Here is a 21,360-nt window from a genome sequence, read left to right as displayed (position 1 = left end):
AACATTGCTTTCACGCCAGGTCGTGGCAGGACAAGGCGTCAGGACGCCGCAGTCTGCGAGCGCAGTGCCGGCAAGGCATGCACCCGGCCCACCCACCACAACGCCACCCCGACCAGCAGTACCGCCCACCAGCCATTGCCACCGTAGCCGATGATCTGCCCACCACTGCCGGCACTGAGCAACAAGCCACCCAGCCAGGCGCCACAGCCATTGCCCAGTGACTGAATGGCACTGTTGACGCTAAGAAAGGCACCGCGCCGCTGCGGCTCCGGCACTGTGGTCAACAGCGCCTGCAAGGGAATCATGCGGCCGGACAGCGCCACCATGAACACGGGAAAGAACGCCACGATGGCCAGGAAGGGAATCGTCGGCAAATGGGTGACAAACAGGATGGGCAGCATGGAAAACAAGGCCATGATGCGGAACAGCTGATGCTTGCCATAGCGGTCGGCCAGCCGGCCAATGCGCCGCGAGGTAAAGAAAGTGGCCGCGCCACCGGCCATGTAAATCCAGGCAATCTGCTGCGGCGCGATGCCGTGATTGGCCACCAGTACCGGCGAAATAAACGGAATCACCATCATGTGCGACACCATCATGATGAAGGTGAGGCCGAAAGCCTGCACATGGCGCGTATCGCTCAGCAAACGCCACAGCTCCGGCAGCACCTGACGCAGCGGAGGCGGAGCCACTTGCAGATGCAGCCTGAGTGAAGGCACCAGCCAGGCGGCGGCCAGCCAGATCAGCAGCGACAGCACCACCAGCAGGTAGAAGGGCGAGGACCAGCCCAGATGCGCCCCCAGCACGATGCCAGCCGGTACCCCGGCGATGGCGGCCAGCGAAAACGCCGTCATGATCACCCCGGTGGCCGCACCGCGGCGTGTCACCGGAATGATGTCGCTGACAATGGTCATGATGATGGAGGCCAGCACACCGCCGCTCAGGCCGGCAAAAGCGCGGGCCAGCAGCAACATGTGGAAATTGCTGGCCGTGGCGCACACCAGGTTCGACAAGGCAAACAGGCCGTAAATCACCAGCAGCAGGCGACGGCGGTCGAAGCGGTCGATATAGGTGGCAGCGAACAGACCAGACAGGCCGGAACACCAGGAATAGGCCGATACGGCCGTGGCAAAGGCCGCCGGGCTGATGGCAAAAGCCTGCATGATCTGCGGCCCCAGTGGCATCATCACCATGAAATCCATGATGATGGTGAACTGGGTCAGCGCCAGCAGCCAGAGCAGGCCACGTTCACGGGCAGGGCTTAATTCGGCCATCCGGGTTTTCCTTGTAGTGGCCAGCAAGCAGCGTCGCCACGTTTTAATCAATTGACAATATCAACTAATATGCAAAATATAGGCGAACTTGTCAAGAATGCTCTCTGGCAAACGCACGGCCTCACACTCACGCGACTTCAGTCTGCCTGGCAGCCTGCAAATAATCATGCAAAGCTCGCAGTGCAGGCTTTTCCAGCGCTTGCGCCGCATAGCACAGGCCCAGGCGGCGGGTGAGCCCAGGGCCGCTCAGCGGCCGCCCCACTACGCTGGCATTGCCTTCCAGCAAGGAAGGGGGCAATAACGCCACACCGTATCCGGCCTCCACCATGCGTAGCGCCAGCCGCAATGAGCCGGCATGTGCTGCCAGCATCAGCCCGGCGGCACCCTCACCATGCATGGCCAGCAGCCGCTGATGCGAGGCATGCTGCGGGCTGGTGATCCAGTCCTGCTGGTGCAGGTCGGTCATGGCCAGTTCGCTGCGCTGCGCCAGCGGGTGCTCGCGTGGCAAGGCCAGCACGAAGGTCTCCTCCCACAGCGGTAGAAACAGCTCGTCCTCGCAGCGCAATTCTTCTGCGGCCAGCCTGGCATCGCCGGCACAACCTTCCACCACACTGAGCAATAGCCCCGGAATGGCTGCCCGTGCCGCACGCAGCAGCGTCGCCACCTGCACGGCCCCCAGATCAGCCTCGATACCCAACTCCAGCGGCTGGCAATGATGGCGCTGGCGAAACAGCCGTAGCAGTCCATCGGCCTGATCCACCAGCTGCCGTGCCTGCGGATAAAACAGCCGGGCATCCTCGGTGACTGCCACCCCACGCGCCAGCCGCTCGAACAAGGTAGTCGCCAAGTCCTCTTCCAACTGGCGAATGGTCACTGACAAGGTAGGCTGGGTAATGCACAGCCGCTGCGCGGCGGCCGTGATGCTGCGCTCCTCGAATACCGCGATAAAAGCCTTCAGCTGCCGTATATCCATAGATAAAACCGATACCAACCAGAGAAATTAATCATTTTTCAGCTATTGGATTAATTTTTACACTGTATCCAGCTTTTATCCATGCAAATTATCTATACAAGGAAGAATCATGCGCCCTCCTCTCATCATCATCAGCGGAGCCAGCTCCGGCATTGGTGCCGCCACTGCCCGCCTGCTGTCCAGCCATGGCCATCCGCTGCTCCTGCTGGCACGCCGGCTGGAACGGCTGCAAGCCCTGCAATTGCCACACACCCTGTGCCGTGCCGTGGACATCACCGACCGCGCCGCCGTCCTGCAAGCAGTGGCAGAGGCCGAACAGCAATTCGGCCCGGCCGATGCCATCGTTAACAATGCTGGCGTGATGTTGTTGGGCACGATGACTCAGCAAGACCCCGCGGAGTGGGAGCGCATGCTGGAAGTCAACGTCAAGGGCTTGCTCAATGGCATTCATGCCGTGCTGCAAGGTATGGTGGCACGCCGTCACGGCACCATCATCAATGTCAGCTCTATTGCCGGACGCAAAACCTTCCCAGGCCATGTGGCCTACTGCGGCAGCAAGTTTGCCGTACATGCCATTTCAGAGAACCTGCGCGAAGAAGTGGCCGGCCATAATGTAAGAGTCATCACCATTGCCCCCGGCGCGGTGGAAACCGAATTGCTCAGCCACACCAGCGACGAAGCCATCAAGCAGGGCTATCAGCAGTGGAAGCAGGAAATGGGCGGAGTGCTGGCGGCTGAGGATGTGGCGGAAACCATTCGCTTTGCCTATCAGCAGCCACAAAGAGTGGCTATTCGCGAAATCGTGCTGGCCGCTACCGGTCAGCAGGCCTGAGCAGATAGCGCCGTACCTCAGGCCACCAGCATGCCGTGCCTGCCCCCAATGAACTGAGCCAGGCGGGCCGGCGGCATGGGCTCGGCCAGCAGGAAGCCCTGCACCAGGTCGACACGCAGCTGTTTGACCAGGTCAAAATCCTGCTGCCGGCTCACGCCCTCCACCACCACCGCCACATTCTGGCTTTGCAGCATGCGCACGGCAAAGCCGAGCAGCTTTTCTGCAGTGGGATCACCGGCCGCATGGTGCACCAGCGTACGATCTATTTTGACGGAGTTGGCCGGAATTTCCCGCAAATGGTGAAAGCCTGAATAACCCGCACCAAAATCATCCAGCGCCAAATTAAAACCCATGACTCGTAGCCGAATGGCGTTTTCCAGCGAGCAGCTCAAATTATCCAATGGCTGCGTTTCAGTTAATTCAATAGTAATCCGCGACGGTGGTAAATGACCGCCCTGCATTATTTTTTTCAATTTATCCGGCATGCCTGGCTGATCAAATTCACGCATATTGATATTGATGGCCACGCCCAGTTTCAATTCCGGAAATTGCATATCCCAATGGCGACAATCACCTACTCCTTGTTCCAGCATGCTGCAAAGCAGCTGCTCACTCAGCCCGGTTTCATCGATACGCGGCAGAAACAGGGCCGGGCCGAGCAGGCCCAGTTCGGGATGTTGCCAGCGCGCCAGCGCCTCGACTGAGACCACGCGTGAGGTCTGTGGGTCGATCTTGGGCTGATACCAAGGCTGAATCTGTTTCGCGCGCAGTCCGTTCTGCAACTCGTTGCGAGAAAAATGGTAACGCCCGGCAACACTCCCAGCCTCAGCTGTCCTTGACTGCAGCACGCGCAATAGCAGTGGCGACAGCACTGCCCGCGACAGCGGCTTTGCCAGGCAGCCCAGCACCGGCAACTCATGGTAGCCGCCAACGCGCTGTACACTTTGCAGGATATCAGCCGCCTGCACACTGCAAAAAATAAGCTGCGGCAAATTATCCAATAAGCGTAAATGTCTCATTAACTGAATGCCATCAAGATTTGGCATATCCAGATCACAGATCACCAAGTCATAGCAAGATGATTCCAGGCATGACAAAGCCTGATAACCATCTTCAGCCTCATCAATCAGGATGGCTCCCAATTCTCTCAGCAACTGGCGTAATACCATGCGTTGTATCGCATGATCTTCTACAATCAATATCTTCAGCGGGAAGGTTTTATTTCCGGAGGACTGGCTGGACATTCAAATCACCTGAAACGCAATACTTGGGTTTTTATAATTGTTACATTATCCTTATCAACATACTGATTGCTGATGGGAAATTTCTGATTGAATACTAGATTTTTCTTATGACTTTTTTAAGAAAAAATAATTACTCTCCTTCAGTCGAATGCTAGAAAAATATTACTTCAATTGATACATTCTGGAGATTAGTCATGAAAAGCGTCATCATTGTTGATGATCATCCGGCCATTTGCCTGGCTGTGCGTTCGGTGCTGGAGAAGTCAGGGCGGTATTCAATCATCGGGGAAACTGACAATGGCCAGTCTGTCATCGAACTGGTCAGGGAACACAAGGCTGATCTCATCATCATCGACCTCAATATTCCGCGCATCAGCGGTCTGGAACTGATCAAGCGCATCAAGGGCCAGCACCCGACGATCAAGCTGCTGGTCTTGTCGGCTCAGGACGAAATGGTATACGCCTCGCGTTCGATGCAGGCCGGGGCCGATGGTTTTGTCAGCAAGAGCAAGGACCTGAACGCCATCTTGTCCGCCTCGGACGCCATCATGGCTGGCTACAGCTTTTTCCCGCGCGATGTGGTGTCCGGGGCCAAGCTCAATGGCGAAAGCCAGCTGGACAGCCGCATCGACAAGCTATCAGACCGTGAACTGGCTGTGCTGCAGCATCTGGCACAGGGCCTGTCCAACAAGGACATCGCCGATCGGCTGTTCATCAGCAACAAGACGGTCAGCACCTACAAGGTGAATATCTTCGAAAAGCTGGGCATTTCCAATGTGGTGGATCTGACTGACTTTGCCCGCACCAACAAGCTGGTCTGAGTACGCGTCATGTCACCTTCCTGTTAATTGAACACCCCCACGCTGGCAGCCTGCCGAATGGCATAAGCCCCCCTCACCTGGACGATACAAAGCAAAACGCCGATCCTGAACAGATCGGCGTTTTCTTGATCAGACTACGGCAAGACTCAGCCGCAAGCTCCCACATGGCCGCAGGCGGTGCAGAACTCGCAGCCATCCTTTTTGATCAGCGCATGGTTGCCGCACTCGGGGCAGGGCTTGCCGGATAGCGGCTTGAGCAGTGGTTGGGCAGTGGTTTCTGGGCTGAACAGATCGCTTTGCTCCGGCACCATTACCCCCATTTCCTCCAGCGGTACGCCATCGCGGGTCAACACCCCCAGCATGGCATAACGATGAATCATCAGCTGCGCCATGTAGGCCACGGTGGAAGGCCAGCTTTGTGACTTTTCCATCCCGGGAATGCGGGCAAAGAAATCGCCCTGCGGCTCGGCATAGCTCAGCAGCTTGCGCAGCTTCATGCCGATCCAGGCCGGATCAATCACGCGCATATCCAGCGACAGCATCTTGCACAAACCGTCCAGTTCGCGGGGGTAATTGCCGGCCAGCCATACCGAGTAGGGACGACGCTGGCCATTGGGCAAGACCAATTCCTTGAGGAAAAGCACGAAGTCGTCACCGGTTTGCGGGTTAGCTATATCCACCGACCAGCTCATGGTGCCATCGGTGCCGGACTTGGGCTCCTTGCGGGCAAACAGCGCATCCATCACCGGGGTTGGCTCGTGCTGCTCGGCCGTCAGTGCCCCCAGCTGCTCCACCCGATGGCGCACGACCTGACCCAGCGCCGCTGCCGCCGAGGTGGCATAGACGGTGCGCTCGCCCAGTTCGAAGGCATAGCGCTTGTCGCCATTGGTATGCGACAGCGCCTCCAGCTTGGCCGACAGCCAGGCGTGATCGCGGCAGCGCATGTCCATGGACAGGGTTTTGGCAATGGCGCCCAGGCCACGCTGCTCTTCCGTCGCATTCACCCAGCACTCAAATGGGGTGATGCGGCCATTTTCCACATGCCCCACTACCACGGCAAAATCACCAGCCGGGCCTTCCACCATATAGGTCCAGGACGGGTTGCCCTCTTTCAGCTTGGGCCGGTTCGGCCATTTCAGGCTGGCCAGCGCCGGGCTGGGCGCGGTGTTCAGGGTAATGCGGCGATCCGGATCACCATCCTGGCTGGCGGATAGATCTTGCGGGGCTTCCTTGGCGCTTTCCTTAGCCGGTTCGATGGACAATACAGAACCGAGCACGCTGTTGGGACGGTAAGTGGTAATACCTTTCAGGCCATTGCGCCAGGCTTCCAGATACAGGCTTTCGAAATCGGCAAACGGGTAATCCGCGGGTACGTTCACCGTTTTGGAGATTGCCGTGTCAATGTAGGGGGCCACCGCAGCCACCATGCGCATATGGTCCAGCGCGCTCATTTCCAGCGCCGAGACAAAGTAGTCGGGCAGCGCCTGGGTGTCGCCACCCTGCATGCGATATACGCGATAGGCATGGTCTTCCACCAGGTATTCCTGGGTACTGCCATCGGCCATGCGCTTTTTGCGGGTATAGAACCAGGAGAACGGCGGCTCGATGCCATTGCTGGCATTGTCGGCAAAGGCCAGTGAAATGGTGCCGGTAGGAGCGATGGACAGCAGGTGGGAATTGCGGATGCCGTGCTTGCGGATGCGGGCCTTGATGGACTCCGGCAGACGGCTGGCGCAATGCGGCTCAGCCAGGTACTGCTCGGCATCGAACAGCGGGAAAGCGCCCTTCTCGATGGCCAGATCCACCGAGGCATCGTAGGCTGCATCGCGCATGGTTTCCGAGATGCGTGCAGCAAAGCGACGGCCCTCTTCGCTGTCGTAGCGGATTTTCAGCATGATCAAGGCATCGCCCAAGCCGGTGAAACCCAGGCCGACACGGCGCTTGGACTGCGCTTCGCGCTCTTGTTCCTTGAGCGGCCACACCGTCAGGTCCAGCACATTGTCCAGCATGCGGATGGACATGCGCACTACGCTGTCGAAAGCCTTGAAATCAAAGCTGGGCTTCGCACCAAAAGGCTGACGCACGTATTTGCACAGATTCACCGAACCCAGATCGCAACAACCATAATCCGGCAGCGGCTGTTCGCCGCAGGGGTTGGTGGACTCGATCACCTCGCAATAGGACAGGTTGTTGTCCTGATTGATCTTGGACATGAACAGCACGCCCGGCTCGGCATGGTCATAGGTGGACGCCATGATCTGCTGCCACAGCTCGCGTGCCGGAATGGTGCGATACACCCACAGACCGTCTGCGCGCTGGTAGTGGCCGGGGAAGGCTTCGGTGGCGGGCTCCACGCTGTGGGTCAACTCCCACTCGGCACCGGCCTCCACCGCGCGCATGAAGTCGTCCGAGACGCCTACCGAAATATTGAAATTGCGCAGATCGCCCTTGTCCTTGGCATGGATGAAGTCCTCCACATCAGGATGGCTGACATCCAGCACCCCCATTTGCGCACCACGGCGGGCACCTGCCGACTCCACCGTTTCGCAGCTGCGATCGAATACCCGCATATAGGACACGGGGCCGGAGGCGCGGCTATTGGTGCCCTTGACGCGTGCGCCCTTGGGACGGATACGCGAAAAATTGTAGCCGACGCCACCGCCACGGCGCATGGTTTCGGCCGCCTGCAACAACGCCTCGTAGATGCCGACCTTGCCTTTGGAGGGCTCGGATACCGAATCACCCACCGGCTGCACGAAGCAATTGATCAGCGTGGCACGCAGGTCGGTACCGGCTGCGGAATTGATGCGGCCACCGGGAATAAAGCCGTTGTCCAGCGCCTGGAAGAACAGCGGCTCGAAGCGGGCCGGGTCCTGCTCCAGCGCCGCCAGTGCGCGCGCCACCCGTTGTCTGACTTCGCTGACACTCTGCTCATCGCCCTTGGCATACTTTTCCAGCAATACCTCACGCGAGATATCCTGCTCCAGCATGACCGCACTGTTTTCACGCTTCATTCCGGCCCCTCGATTCCTGATTTATTTGAGAATTGTCCTGATTACCGCAGTCGCATCGACTAGACAGTTTAACCGCTGCCAGGGCATTACGCCGCCCCTTCGCCCACGGGTGTGCCGATGAGGCGGCTGCCCATTCTTACGCAAAACTCACAATATGTGGCAAAAGAAAACGGCGTACTACACCATATGTAGTTACGCCGTTTATTGATGGACATCAAGCCGAATTACCGTCTACTTGCTGCCCAGCTTGATGCCAATGGCGATGCCGTCCCGTTCGGCGCGGGTTTTGGCCGGTTCGCCCAGCGTGATGCGCTCGGCCAAAGTGTTGTCAATCCGCATCATCACCTTGCGGGCATTTTCGGCTCGTTGGCGCGCCAGTGTCTGCAAGGCTGCATCGTCCACTTTTTCGGCCGCAACCAGTTCACCCCGCAACAGCTTGGCCAGTGCACTGCCCGCCGGACCACCCGGATTGAGGGTATGCCCCATCAGTTTGAGGCGACCCAGCCGCTTGGCGTACACCGTCTTGATGGCATCCAGCATGCTTGGGTCGGCCAGATCCGGAACCGGCAGCGGCTCGCCCGGCAACAGGCTGCGCCCGGCTGTCTGCAGGATGGCGCTGTCGATACGGGCACGGGCCAGTTCCTTGCTGTCGACCGCCGGATCAAAACTGCCAGCAATCTGCAACTGCATCTTGGGCCGCTTGGCCATTACCGCAGCCACCTTTTCCAGCTTCTCGCGCTCCGGCGGGGCCACATTGGCCTCACCCGGAATGAAGAACACATTGTCGAAGCCATCGCCGCCCAGCAGCGCCCCCAGGGCCCGGAACGGTGCAGTCACCACCTTGGTCAGCACATTCACCAGCGCTTTCCACACGATCTGGCCATAGCTGAATTGCGGGTCGTCCAGGCTACCGGCCACCGGCAGGTCCAGATCGATCTTGCCATCGCTGTCTTCAAGCAAGGCCACGGCCAGCCGCAGTGGCAGGCGCGTACCCTTGTAGTCCGGCACCTCGTCGCCCAGCTGGATGGTGTTGATCACCACCCGGTTCTGCCCCTTCATCTGACGATGGTCGAGCAGGTAGTGCAGGTCGACGGTGAGCCGGCCGTCATTGATACGCCAGCCGGCAAAGTTGGTGGAATAGGGATTGAGGTTGTTCAGCGGAATATTGCGGAAAGACAGGGTGACATCGGTGTTGTCGGTCACCGCCAGCGGTGCCAGCGCGCCGCGCACCCGTACATCGCCATACTGATCGACATCGCCATCCAGGGTGATGGTGCCGGTGCGCCCTGGGCGGGTGGACAAGCCCTGGATCGAGCCGCGCAGATGGTGCATCTGGGTGGCAAAGTTCGGCTTCATACTCTGGTCGGCAAACTGCACCTTGCTGCGATTCAGATGAATGCTGCGGATTTCCACCGGCGGAATGCTACTGGCAGCTGACGGCTTGGCGGTCGCTGCGGTTTTCGGCGTGGCAGCCGCCTTGGCCGCAAAAATGCGCTGCCAGTTGAGCTGGCGCTGAGCATCCAGAATCAGTCGGGCAGACAGCTCTTCCAGCTGCACATCCTGTACCGCCACGCTGAGCGGCACGGCCTGGGTGCTCTGCGCACGGATACCGTTGACCCGCAGATTGCGCCAGCCCAGCAGCGGCAGCTTCTCACCCGGCTCCATGATGGCCAGGCTGCTGATGCCGGCAGTACCCGCCACTTTCCAGCCTTTGCTAGCGGACTCCACATCCAGCTGGGCATTCAGCTGGCCGCCACTCATGCGCAGCGGCGTACCGGACAAACCATACGGTGCAAACGGCGCCAGCGGCAGCGCCTGGGCATTTACCTTGCCCTTGACGGCGGCCGTGGCCGGGTCCAGCTGCAGCGCAGCCTTGAGCTGGCCGGACTCCAGCTGACCGGCCAGTTCCAGCGCCAGCTGGCCGGCAGCATCAGGCTGCAAGGTGGCGTTCAGCGCGCGCAGCGTGGCAGTCACCGGACGTGGCAGGGTTTGGTCGGTCCAGCCCAACTGGCCATCCGTCAGCTTGACCGCGGGGTAATGCAACTGCCAGCCCGGCTGGCTCTTGCTGTCGGCACTTGCTGGCTGGCTGGCGGGCGGATTGGCCTTGCCGCGTGCAAACAGCCGGGCCAGGTTTAACTGCCCCTGTTTGTTGCGCTCCACGGCCACGCCCAGGCCCTGCAAATCCAGCGCGCCCGGTTCGATCAGCAGGCCGTGCTCCACAATGCGTGAAGGCTGCAGCGTGGCCTTGGCCAGCGTGATCTGCTCCTCCCGCTCGCCATTGCCTAGCTTGATGTCAGCCAGCTCGGCCGCCAGCCGGTCAACGCTAAAGCCCTGTTTGGGGTCCAGCGCAAAACGGGCATGCAACAGCGGCAAACGAGCCGACAACTGCAAGGGCGTGGCAAAACCGGCATCGGTCAGCCGATATTGCCAGTTGGCCAGCTTGATATCGTCCACCGCAATCGACCATGGCGACGCTGCCTCCTTGCGTGCAGGCGTGGCCGGTGCTGCAGCTGACTTTTGCGGCAGCGCCAGCATCCAGTCGATCATACCGTTCTGCATGCGCATCGCATCCAGGCTACCGCCTTCCAGCGCCACTTGCTTGATAGCCAGGCGGCTGCCTTGCAGATCGAAGCTGCCGCCGCTGACATTGAGGGTGGGCAGGGAAAAATGGTGCTGGCTGGCCGGCGCCTGCATCAACAAGCCCTTGAGCTGGGCATTGAAGGGGCTGATCTGCAGCTGGGCGCGCTTGCCGCTCATATCGAAGTGATAACTGGCCTGGGCCGACAGCTCGCCTTGCGGCTTGGCAATATTGAACTGCGGCTTGATGTAGTCCCACACGCTGGCCAGGGTAAAGCCGCGGATGCTGGCTTGGCCGGTCGATTGCAAAGGCTGCAATTGCAGGCTGCCCTTCCAGTCCAGCTGGGTGCCATCCCCCAGGGCGGCATGCAGGCGATAGCCACCGGCTTCTGGCAGGGTGGAAATATCCGTCAGCGACAGATTCAGCGGCGATACCTTGAACTGCTCGTTACTGCCTGCCATCTGGTCATTGACCATGATCTGGCCATTGCGGATGGCCAGTGCCTGCAGCAGGAATTTTGGTGTGGTGCTGTCCTGTTTTTTCGGCTGGGGCGGGCCGCTGGCATCGCTGATGAAGCGCGCCCAGTTCCACTGCCCTTGCCCGTCACGCTTGACCCACAGCTTGGGCGCGTCCACTGCGAATTCCGACAGCTGCCAGCGCCCCAGCAGCAGCGCAGTGGGATCGAAATTGACATAGACACGGTCGGCGGCGAACAGCGGCTCACCCTTACCCTCGGCCAGTTGCAGCCGGTGTATTTCCACCGCCATTTTCCACGGATTGATGGAGACTTCACCCAAGCTCAGCTGGCGACCAATGCCGGCAGCCCATTTATTGGCCTGGCTTTGTACGATGCCCGGTGCAATACCCGCCAGAAAGCCCCAGGCCAGCACGATGATGCCAAGCAGGCCGGCCAGCCAGCGCCGCCAACGGGATGGTTTGCCCAGCGACGGGGGATTTCCAGAATTCTGATCAGTTGTGCTCATGACACTCTTCTTGTAGGCATCAGCTTTCATTTTAACTGTTTTATCAAATAGTGTTACCCGCATGTTGTTAGCAAAGTTGTTCGCGCAGCCTGACCGCCAGCCACACCAGCACAGCGCAAAGCAGCCCGTGCTATGCTGCGCCTGCCTTCATTTCATCACGCCGCCATGCCACACACCGCACGCCTCAGCTGGGATATTTTCTGTACCGTCATCGACAACTACGGTGATATCGGTGTGGCCTGGCGACTGGCCCGCCGACTGGCCCACGACTTTGGCCACCCGGTGCGGCTGTGGGTGGATGATCTGGCGAGTTTTTCCCGCATCGCCCCGTTACTGGACCCGGCCAGCCCACTACAGCAGGTGGACGACATCGAAATCCGCCGCTGGAGTCAGGGCGACGGCTTTGCCGGCTATCAGCCAGCGCAGGTCGTCATCGAAGCCTTTGGCTGCCGTCTGCCAGACGCCGTTGAGCAGGCCATGGCCGCATCAGCCACCGCGCCGGTGTGGATCAATCTGGAATACCTGTCGGCGGAAGACTGGGTGGAGGGCTGCCATGGCATGGCCTCGCCCCACCCGCGCCTGCCCTTGACCAAGTACTTTTTCTTTCCCGGCTTTAGCGACAGCACCGGCGGCCTGCTGTGTGAGGACGGCCTGATCGCCACCCGTCAGCGCTGGCAACAAGACAAACTGGCACAACGCGCCTTCTGGCAGATGTTCGACATCCCGGAAAAGCAGCCGGAGGAATGGCGTGTCAGCCTGTTTGCCTATGAAAACCCGGCCGCACGCGAGCTGCTGGAGTACTGGACAGGCAGCCCGATGCCGGTGCACTGCATGGTGCCGGAGGGCAAGGTGCTGGCTGATGTCGAAGCCGTACTGGGACAGCCGCTACAGGCAGGGCAACATGCCACGCGTGGGGCCTTGACTGTGCATGTGCTGCCGATGACCGATCAGGACAGTTACGATCTGACGCTGTGGTCGTGTGATATCAACTTTGTGCGCGGCGAAGATAGCTTTGTGCGGGCACAATGGGCTGGTCGACCCTTCATCTGGCACATCTATCCCCAGGAAGATGCAGCCCACATGGTGAAGCTTGATGCCTTTTTGTCACACTACTGTCGAGGTATTGACGCAGAAACCGCCAGTGCCCTGCAGGCGGCAAGCCATGCCTGGAACCATGGCCAGGGCATGGTGGCAGCCTGGCAGCAACTGGAAAACTGCCTGCCACAATGGCACCAGCACAGTCGCAATTGGCCGGACAAGTTGCTCAAGCAAGGAGACTTGGGGATGCGGCTGGTGCAATTCATACAAAACCGGCTAAAATAGCCCGTTTTTCGGAAACCGATTTCCGAGTTCAATCAAGAGTTTGGGACTTTACAAGCAATGAAAACCGCACAAGAACTCCGCGCTGGCAACGTATTCATGGTAGGCAACGACCCGATGGTCGTGCAAAAAGCCGAATTCAGCAAATCCGGCCGCAACGCATCCGTTGTGAAAATGAAGATGAAGAACCTGCTGACCGGCACCGGCTCCGAAGCCGTTTACCGCGCTGACGACAAGTTCGACGTCGTGGTTCTGGATCGCAAGGATTGCACCTACTCCTACTTTGCTGACCCGATGTATGTCTTCATGGACAGCGAATTCAACCAGTACGAAGTTGAAGCCGACAACCTGGGCGATGCACTCAACTACATCGTTGACGGCATGGAAGACGTTTGCCAGGTTACCTTCTACGATGGCAAGGCTATTTCCGTAGAACTGCCGACCACCGTGGTTCGCGAAGTGGAATACACCGAGCCGGCCGTACGTGGCGACACTTCGGGCAAGGTTCTGAAGCCGGCTCGTCTGGTTGGCACCACTTTCGAAGTACAGGTTCCGGCCTTCGTCGTCACCGGCGAAAAGATCGAAATCGACAGCCGTACCGGCGAATTCAAGAAGCGCGCCTGATCGCCTGCTTGATGTCATGCAAAAAGCGGCCCACGGGCCGCTTTTGTTTTGCCTGTCATTCTCGCAGAGGCTGCGGTATGGTGCTGTTTTCAGGAGAAACGCATGACGCGCTGCAGCCAACTGGCCTTGCTGGCCCGCTACAACCAATGGATGAACGACAAGCTGTATGCAGCGGCAGCCAGCTTGCCCCCCGAGGCCATCACACGCGACCTGGGCGCGTTTTTCGGCTCCCTGCTTGGCACGCTCAACCATATCGCAGTCGGTGACACCCTATGGCTGCAGCGCTTTGCCGGCCATCCGGCCGCCTTTGCCGCCTTGCAGCCCGTGCTGGATATTCCCCGCCCAGCCTCGCTGGACGGCCTGCTGTTTGCCGAGCTACCTGCCCTGCAGACCCACCGCCAACTGTTGGACCACAGCATCATTAGCCTGTGCACCGAGCTACAGGAAGAGCACCTCGACTTTGCCCTGTCCTATCACAACACCAAGGGCGTGGCGCAGCGCAAGAACTTTCACGCCGTGCTGCTGCACTTCTTCAATCACCAGACCCATCATCGCGGCCAGGCAAGCACCCTGCTCAGCCAACTGGGTGCCGAGGTCGGTGTGACCGACCTGATTGCCCTGATCGACGATATTCCGGCAGCCTGACAGCAAAACGGCCAGAGAAAATCTGGCCGTTACACACCGGAACAAGCGTCAGATCACCACGCCCGGCGGCGGCTGGTCGTGGGTCTGGCCCGCACTCTGGTGCGGCAGCTCCAGATAGCTCTTGGACTGCATCTCGGTCAGCCGGCTGGCGGTACGGAAAAACTCGCTGGCCTGCACCCCATCGGTATAGATATCGTCGATTTCCACCGCAGCCGAAGCAATCAGCTTCACCCGGTTGTCGTAGAACACATCCACCAGCCAGGTAAAGCGCCGCGCAATGGAAGCATCCTTGGCCTGCAGCTTGGGAATGCCGCTGATGAACACCGTGTGGAATTCGGTAGCGATTTCCAGGTAATCGGTCTGCGCGCGCGGGCCGTCGCAGATGGCCGGAAAATCAAACCAGATCATGCCTGGTGCCAGCTTCTTCACCGGGATATGCCGGCCTAAAATCTCGATTTCCTGCTTGGCGATCAGCGTCTCGCTGCTCAGCCGGGTAAACATGGCCTCCATGCGTGCCTCGGCCGCGGCATCGTCTGGCACCATGAACAAGGGTTCGCGTGTCAGCTCACGCAGGCGATAGTCATTGCCGCCATCCACGTTCAGCACATTCAGTTCGCGCTTGATCAATTCGATGGTGGGCAGGAAGTTCTGTCGCTGCAGGCCATTGGGATACAGACCGTCCGGCGGATAGTTGGACGTGGTCACCAGTACCACGCCACGCTCGAACAAGGCACTGAGCAAGCGGCCCAGCATCATGGCATCGGCAATGTCGCTGACATGAAATTCGTCAAAACACAGCAGCCGGGTTTCACGGGCGATCTTGTCGGCATAGGCCAGCAAGGGGTCCTTGCTGCCAGCCAGCAGGCGTAGCTCGCGGTGCACTTCGGCCATGAAATTATGAAAATGGATGCGGCGCTTGCGGCGGTAGGGCACGCAGGCATAGAAGGCATCCATCAGGAAGCTCTTGCCCCGCCCTACTCCACCCCAGAAATACAGGCCACGCGGCACATCCGGGCTGCGCAGGCTGCGGCCCAGGAAGCGGTTGCGCTTGTCCTTGAACTCCAGCAACTGATGCCACAGCGCATCAAGCTCTTCGATGGCAGCTGCCTGTGCTGCGTCATGAATGAAACCGGGCTTTTCACTGGCGGCCTGATACCAGGCCTTGGGGCTGGTCAGGGCGTTGCCCTCCGGGGAAAAGGTATGCTGGGACATGATGTGTGCTGTTCTGTTGTTGGTGTTGTGGCGCAGGTGAGCACCGGCGCAATGAAGCCATACCGCGGGCCCTGCCCGTCCGGCGATTAATAGCGCATGATAACCCGAATCGGCACGCTGCCGGTCAAGTGAAAAACAATGCCGGACACGCAGTTGCAATCAATCATCCCTGACAATTAGGCCGGCCATCACCATCTGGTTATGCCCCGCCTCACCAGACATTCTTAACAGGCTGTCGCCGGCTGTCCATGGCGACTTACACCCCAGCAACGCACGACTTCCTTACAGGTACGGCCATGAATATCGAACAGATTCGTCGGCAAGCCTTTGCCATGCCCTTTAGCAGCCCGGCCTTTCCACCCGGCCCCTACCGCTTTTACCAGCGGGAATTCTTCATCATCAGCTACCGTACCGATCCGGAAAAACTGCGCGCAGTCATTCCAGAGCCACTACAGATGACCGAGCCGGTAGTCAATTTCGAATTCATCCGCATGCCGGATTCCACCGGCTTTGGCGATTACACCGAAAGCGGTCAGGTGATTCCGGTTTCCTACCAGGGCAAACCGGGCAACTACACCCATGCCATGTACCTGAATGACCACCCGCCAACCGCCGGCGGCCGCGAGCTGTGGGGCTTTCCCAAGAAGATGGCCAGCCCGCGCCTGCAAGTACACACCGACACCCTGGTGGGTGAGCTGAACTACGGTCCGGTGCGCGTGGCCACCGGTACCATGGGTTACAAGCACCGGGAACTGGACGGGCAGGCCATTGCCGAAAGTCTGCGCACGACACCGAACTACCTGCTGAAAATCATCCCCCATGTCGATGGCACGGCACGCATCTGCGAGCTGGTGAGCTTTCCCATGCTGGATGTCACCGTACACGGCGCATGGAGCGGCCCGGCAGCGCTGTCACTGTTTGCCCATGCACTGGCTCCGGTAGCGGAACTGCCGGTGCTGGAAATACTGGGCGCCAAACATTATGTTGCCGACCTGACGCTGGGTCTGGGCAAGGTCGAATTTGATTATCTGGTCTGACACAGGAGAAGCCCCATGAAACTGCAAGGAAAAGTTGCCCTGATTACCGGCGCCGCCAGCGGTATCGGCCGTGCCATTGCCGAAACCTATGCCCGCGAAGGCGCAGCTGTAGCCATCGCCGATATCAATCTGGCAGCGGCCCAGGCCACGGCCAGCGAAATCGAAGCGGCCGGTGGCAAGGCCATGGGCGTAGCCATGGATGTCACCAACGAGGAAGCCGTCATCGCCGGCACCCAGGCGGTAGTGGATGCCTTTGGCCAGCTGGATATCCTGATTTCCAATGCCGGCATCCAGATCATCAGCCCGCTAGTGGATTTCAGCTTTGCCGACTGGAAAAAAATGCAGGCCATCCATGTGGATGGAGCCTTCCTCACTACCCGCGCCGCCCTGCCCCACATGTACAAGGACAAGCGCGGCGGTACCGTCATTTACATGGGTTCGGTGCACTCGCATGAAGGGTCCAAGCTGAAATCGGCCTATGTCGCCGCCAAACACGCGCTGCTGGGCTTAAGCAAGGTACTGGCCAAGGAAGGGGCTGAATTCAATGTTCGTTCGCATGTGATCTGCCCTGGTTTTGTGCGCACCCCGCTGGTGGAAAAGCAGATTCCTGAACAGGCCAAGACACTGGGCATCAGCGAAGAGGAAGTCATCAAGCACGTGATGCTGGGCGACACGGTGGATGGCGTGTTCACCACAGTGGACGATATCGCCCAGACGGCGCTGTTCCTGGCAGCCTTCCCCAGCGCGGCACTGACCGGCCAGTCGGTGGTGGTCAGCCACGGCTGGTATATGCAATAAGCGGTAATGCACGGGGCTGCCAGTGTCTTGACAAGGAGGCAACAGGCGGCCCCCTCCTTTCGCAGACCAGCAACAAGCGCACAGGAATGTGCAAACGGAGTATTGCATGAGCGTTGGCTACGATCCGCAACACCACCTTTATCACAGTGCCAGCCTGCCGGCCGGCCATCAATACAATGTCGTTGCCCTGCTGCTGCAGGGCGGTGGCGCGCTGGGTTCCTACCAGCCCGGCGTGTATCAGGGACTGGCCGAAGCCGAACTACACCCCAACTGGGTGGCCGGCATTTCCATTGGCGCACTGAACGCCGCCATCATTGCCGGCAATCCGCCCAATAAACGTGTCGACCAGTTGCGCCGCTTCTGGGAAACCATCTGCCAGCCGCCCATCCTGCCTGCCACACCGTTGGCCATGCTGGACTCCGAGCACTGGCCAGCCAGCATGCAGCACCTGCTGGCCGGCTGGGAAGCCTGGCGTTCGATGCTGGAGGGACAAAACGGCTTTTACCGGCCACGCCTGCCCTGGGCCTTGCAACATGCCAGCAGTCCGGCGGAAATCAGTTTTTACGATACCAGCCCGCTCAAGCAGACGCTGGAGCAACTGGCCGATTTCGACCGTATCAACGACAGCAGTCAGATGCGGGTATCCGTCGGAGCGGTCAATGTCCGCAGCGGCAACTTTGTCTATTTTGACAATACCCGGCAAAAGCTGCGACCGGAGCACTTCATTGCCTCTGGCGCCCTGCCGCCTGGTTTTCCGGCGGTGGAAATCGACGGCGAGTTCTACTGGGATGGCGGTGTGGTGTCGAATACACCGCTAAGCCAGCTGATCAGCAAGGAAAACCGCCACAACACCCTGGCCTTCCAAGTAGACCTGTGGAGTGCGCGGGGTAATTTGCCCGGCAATATGAAGGAAGTGGCGATGCGGCAAAAGGACATCCAGTATTCCAGCCGCACCCGCATGGTGACCGATGTGCTGCGCCAGGAACTACAGTACCGCGAACTGCTATCCGAGCTGATGGCGCTGGTACCCGAGCATGAACACGGCTCGCCAGCATTTCTGGCCGCCCGGCACGCCGCCAACTGCCAGCGCCTGAACGTGGTGCATCTGATTTATCAGGACAAGATTTACGATGATCACTACAAGGACTACCAGTTTGGCCTGCAAACCATGCGCCAGCACTGGCATAGCGGTTATCAGGACATTCGCAACAGTCTACGCCGCCCCGGCTGGCTGAACATGCCCAGCGCCGAGCAGCCCTTTGTCAGTCACGATGTCCACCGCTGACACCTCAGGCTGAAAAAACAAAAGCCGTTCTCCTGAGGAACGGCTTTTTATTATCCTGGTGGCATTGCTTTACAAAGGGAACAGCCCGGTGGACAGATAACGGTCGCCACGGTCGCAAACAATGGACACGATGACCGCGTTTTCCAGTTGCTGGTTCAGTCGCAGCGCCACCGCCAGTGCGCCACCGGAGGACGGCCCGGCCAGGATGCCCTCTTCCCGCGCCAGTTGGCGGGCTGTGTCTTCCGCCTCTTGTTGCGACACATGAATCAGCTGATCGATACGGCTAAAGTCGCAGATCTTGGGCAGGTACTCGTCTTCCCATTTGCGAATGCCGGGAATCTGGCTACCGGTTTCCGGCTGCACGCCGATGATCTGGATGGCCGGATTCTGTTCTTTCAGATAACGGCTATTACCCATGATGGTGCCGGTAGTGCCCATGCTGGAAACAAAGTGGGTGACCTTACCCTGGGTGTCCGCCCAGATTTCCGGCCCGGTACTTTCGTAGTGCGCCAGCGGATTATCCGGGTTGGCAAACTGGTCCAGAATCACTCCCAGCCCGGCACGCTGCATGCGGTGGGCTTCGTCGATGGCACCCGGCATGGAGGTTTCCTTCGTGGTCAGAATCACCTCGGCACCGTAGGCTCGCATGGTTTGCACGCGCTCGGCGCTGGAGCCTTCCGGCATCAGCAAGATCATCTTGTAACCCATCATCGCCGCTGCCATGGCCAGCGCAATGCCGGTATTGCCACTGGTAGGCTCGATCAGGGTATCCCCCGGTTTGATGTCGCCACGCGCTTCGGCGCGGCGAATCATCGACAGCGCAGGGCGGTCCTTGACCGAACCAGCCGGATTATTGCCTTCCAGCTTGAGCAGCACCACATTGCTGCTGTCCCCCGGCATGCGCTTGAGCCGAACCAGCGGCGTATGGCCGACGAAGTCTTCCAGATACTTGTACACGAGTGAGTCTCCTTGGCAGAGCGCCATTATACGACCTGGTGCTAAGAGGCAGTCGAACCGTTATTTCTAATCAAATAACCAAGCGGCAACAGGCTGGCAATAAAAAAACCGCCAGCACAGGGCATGGCGGTTTCGGGATGGCGGGCAGCAATCAGCGGCTGATCAGCCAGTCCACATAACGATCCACGCCCTGCTCAACCGTCAGCATCGGCGCGCTGTAGCCGGCATCGCGCAGCTTGCCGATATCGGCCTGGGTAAAGCTCTGGTACTTACCCTTGAGCGCCTCGGGGAATTCGATGTACTCGATGATGCCCTGTGCCACCAGTTCGTCCAGACTCAGCGCCGGCTTGCCTTCGTGGCGACGGCAGGCATTGACGGTAGATACCGCCACGTCATTAAACGGCTGAGCACGGCCGGAACCCAGATTGAAAATGCCGCTCTTGCCCGGATTGTCCAGGAAGTACAGATTCACCTTGACCACGTCTTCCACCGAGACAAAGTCGCGGCTTTGCATGCCATTGCCCCAGCCATCATTGCTGCCGAACAGCTTGACCTTACCGTGTTCACGGTACTGGTTGAAGTTGTGGAAGGCTACTGAAGCCATGCGGCCCTTGTGCTGTTCTTGCGGGCCGTAAACGTTGAAGTAGCGGAAACCAACCGCTTGGGCAGACAAGCCTTCCTTCATGCGCTGGCGCAGTACCTGGTCGAACAGGAATTTGGAATAACCGTAAACGTTGAGCGGGCCTTCGTACTGGCGCTCTTCCTTGAAGATGCTGCCCTTGCCATAAGTAGCCGCGCTGGAGGCAAACAGGAACTGGATTTCCTCGTGCTGGCAGTAATCGAACAGCGCCAGGGTGTACTGATAGTTGTTATCCATCATGTACTTGCCGTCGTGGTTCATGGTGTCGGAGCAGGCACCCTGATGCAGGATGGCGCTGATCTCACCCTCGAACTCGCCTTCCAGCAGCAGATTCAGAAAATCGTGCTTGTCCAGATAGTGGGCGATTTCACAGTCGACCAGATTGCGGAACTTGTCACCGGAGGTGAGGTTGTCCACAGCGATGATGTCAGTGATGCCGCGCGCATTCAGCGCCTTGACGATATTGGAACCGATAAAACCGGCGGCGCCGGTAACCACGATAGTCATTGTGCGTCCTTTCAGAAAGAAGAACCGGGCTGCTGCAAAAAGGCCAGCTCTTCCGGTGTGCTGGGGCGGCCCAGCAGGGCATTGCGATGGGGAAAACGGCCAAAACGCCGGATGATGTCGCGATGCCGCTGGGCGTAGTCGATAAATTCGGCGCTGTACGGATAGGCTGCCAGTGTCTGGAACAGCGCCACCGACACATCCTGGTCGGCCAGTTGTTCGCTATGCTCGAAGGGCAGATAGGCAAACACCCGTGCCATCGGTGGCAAGGCCTGGTCAGCCGCAGCATCGACCAGCTGTCGTGCTGCAGCCAGGGCCAGCGTGTCGCTAGCGAAGGCCTGGCCGGTGTCGCGATACATATTGCGTGACAGCTGATCGGTCAGAATGATGTAGCCCAGCAGATCCAGTAGCTCGTCTGCCGAGGGCATGGCCAGCTGCCCGGCCATGGCCGCTTGCCACGTATTGGCAAAGCGTTGCTGCAGTAGCTGGTCGAAGTCAGGATCTTTGCGAAACCACTTGGCTTGCGGCTGCTGCATCTGCTCTGGCGCACGGCCACCAAACCAGCATTGCACTACCTCGTCCAGTACTGTCGTCATGCACCTACTCCTGCCTTGCGATCAGC

17 protein-coding genes are annotated in these 21,360 nt (G+C 59.3%); 8 read left to right on the top strand and 9 right to left on the bottom strand.

All coding sequences use genetic code 11. The features are described from left to right. Window positions 1–38 precede the first annotated feature (38 nt). Window positions 39–1,271: an MFS transporter gene (locus H2Z84_RS17520; protein WP_181837088.1), complete on the bottom strand. Its 1,233-nt coding sequence runs from the start codon at window positions 1,269–1,271 to the stop codon at window positions 39–41. A gap of 127 nt (window positions 1,272–1,398) precedes the next feature. Further along, window positions 1,399–2,244, bottom strand: coding sequence for a LysR family transcriptional regulator (locus H2Z84_RS17515; RefSeq protein ID WP_181837087.1), 846 nt, complete (start codon window positions 2,242–2,244; stop codon window positions 1,399–1,401). Window positions 2,245–2,353: 109 nt separating this feature from the next. Here H2Z84_RS17515 and H2Z84_RS17510 point away from each other — a divergent pair, with 109 nt between their 5' ends. After that, complete coding sequence (locus H2Z84_RS17510) at window positions 2,354–3,076, top strand: SDR family oxidoreductase (RefSeq protein ID WP_181837086.1); 723 nt, start codon at window positions 2,354–2,356, stop codon at window positions 3,074–3,076. Between the two features lie 17 nt (window positions 3,077–3,093). Here the strand turns inward: H2Z84_RS17510 and H2Z84_RS17505 are convergent, their stop codons facing one another. Further along, window positions 3,094–4,320 carry an EAL domain-containing response regulator gene (locus H2Z84_RS17505; RefSeq protein ID WP_181837085.1) on the bottom strand — a complete coding sequence of 409 codons (1,227 nt, stop codon included), beginning with the start codon at window positions 4,318–4,320 and terminating at the stop codon, window positions 3,094–3,096. A 194-nt stretch (window positions 4,321–4,514) separates the two neighbouring features. Here H2Z84_RS17505 and H2Z84_RS17500 point away from each other — a divergent pair, with 194 nt between their 5' ends. Further along, entirely contained in the window at window positions 4,515–5,141 is a 627-nt protein-coding gene (locus tag H2Z84_RS17500; protein WP_181837084.1) for a response regulator transcription factor, read from the top strand. A gap of 146 nt (window positions 5,142–5,287) precedes the next feature. On the opposite strand, the gene H2Z84_RS17495 is transcribed toward H2Z84_RS17500, so the two are convergent. After that, the gene (locus H2Z84_RS17495) at window positions 5,288–8,155 is read right to left on the bottom strand and encodes an adenosylcobalamin-dependent ribonucleoside-diphosphate reductase (RefSeq protein ID WP_181837083.1); all 2,868 of its coding nucleotides are present in this window, start codon (window positions 8,153–8,155) and stop codon (window positions 5,288–5,290) included. Window positions 8,156–8,386: 231 nt separating this feature from the next. Beyond that, window positions 8,387–11,716, bottom strand: coding sequence for a DUF748 domain-containing protein (locus H2Z84_RS17490; protein ID WP_181837082.1), 3,330 nt, complete (start codon window positions 11,714–11,716; stop codon window positions 8,387–8,389). A gap of 132 nt (window positions 11,717–11,848) precedes the next feature. On the opposite strand from H2Z84_RS17490, the gene earP reads away from it, so the two are divergent. The 3 genes from earP (at window position 11,849) to H2Z84_RS17475 (ending at window position 14,305) form a co-directional block, all read left to right on the top strand. Next, window positions 11,849–13,039 carry an elongation factor P maturation arginine rhamnosyltransferase EarP gene (earP, locus tag H2Z84_RS17485; RefSeq protein ID WP_258869462.1) on the top strand — a complete coding sequence of 397 codons (1,191 nt, stop codon included), beginning with the start codon at window positions 11,849–11,851 and terminating at the stop codon, window positions 13,037–13,039. Between the two features lie 57 nt (window positions 13,040–13,096). Beyond that, window positions 13,097–13,660 (top strand): elongation factor P, encoded by a 564-nt coding sequence (gene efp / locus H2Z84_RS17480; protein ID WP_103525153.1) that lies wholly within the window; start codon window positions 13,097–13,099, stop codon window positions 13,658–13,660. Between the two features lie 102 nt (window positions 13,661–13,762). Continuing rightward, complete coding sequence (locus tag H2Z84_RS17475; RefSeq protein WP_181837081.1) at window positions 13,763–14,305, top strand: DinB family protein; 543 nt, start codon at window positions 13,763–13,765, stop codon at window positions 14,303–14,305. A gap of 48 nt (window positions 14,306–14,353) precedes the next feature. On the opposite strand, the gene zapE is transcribed toward H2Z84_RS17475, so the two are convergent. After that, window positions 14,354–15,517, bottom strand: coding sequence for a cell division protein ZapE (gene zapE, locus H2Z84_RS17470; RefSeq protein WP_181837080.1), 1,164 nt, complete (start codon window positions 15,515–15,517; stop codon window positions 14,354–14,356). A gap of 296 nt (window positions 15,518–15,813) precedes the next feature. Between zapE and H2Z84_RS17465 the strand changes: the two genes are divergently transcribed. From H2Z84_RS17465 to H2Z84_RS17455, 3 genes are all read left to right on the top strand, one after another. Beyond that, complete coding sequence (locus H2Z84_RS17465; RefSeq protein ID WP_181837079.1) at window positions 15,814–16,554, top strand: acetoacetate decarboxylase; 741 nt, start codon at window positions 15,814–15,816, stop codon at window positions 16,552–16,554. 15 nt (window positions 16,555–16,569) lie between these two features. Continuing rightward, complete coding sequence (locus tag H2Z84_RS17460) at window positions 16,570–17,352, top strand: 3-hydroxybutyrate dehydrogenase (protein WP_181837078.1); 783 nt, start codon at window positions 16,570–16,572, stop codon at window positions 17,350–17,352. Between the two features lie 106 nt (window positions 17,353–17,458). Next, the gene (locus H2Z84_RS17455) at window positions 17,459–18,637 is read left to right on the top strand and encodes a DUF3734 domain-containing protein (protein ID WP_181837077.1); all 1,179 of its coding nucleotides are present in this window, start codon (window positions 17,459–17,461) and stop codon (window positions 18,635–18,637) included. A gap of 69 nt (window positions 18,638–18,706) precedes the next feature. On the opposite strand, the gene cysM is transcribed toward H2Z84_RS17455, so the two are convergent. The 3 genes from cysM to H2Z84_RS17440 form a co-directional block, all read right to left on the bottom strand. Beyond that, window positions 18,707–19,621 (bottom strand): cysteine synthase CysM, encoded by a 915-nt coding sequence (cysM, locus tag H2Z84_RS17450; protein ID WP_181837076.1) that lies wholly within the window; start codon window positions 19,619–19,621, stop codon window positions 18,707–18,709. A gap of 124 nt (window positions 19,622–19,745) precedes the next feature. Beyond that, window positions 19,746–20,741: an ADP-glyceromanno-heptose 6-epimerase gene (gene rfaD / locus H2Z84_RS17445; RefSeq protein WP_181837075.1), complete on the bottom strand. Its 996-nt coding sequence runs from the start codon at window positions 20,739–20,741 to the stop codon at window positions 19,746–19,748. Window positions 20,742–20,752: 11 nt separating this feature from the next. After that, window positions 20,753–21,334: a DUF924 family protein gene (locus H2Z84_RS17440; RefSeq protein WP_181837074.1), complete on the bottom strand. Its 582-nt coding sequence runs from the start codon at window positions 21,332–21,334 to the stop codon at window positions 20,753–20,755. Window positions 21,335–21,360 lie beyond the last annotated feature (26 nt).

This window comes from Aquitalea aquatica (assembly GCF_013911085.1).
Lineage (GTDB): Bacteria > Pseudomonadota > Gammaproteobacteria > Burkholderiales > Chromobacteriaceae > Aquitalea > Aquitalea aquatica.
The sequence above is the reverse complement of the archived record's forward strand: the minus strand, read 5'-3'. Positions and strand labels throughout refer to the sequence as shown.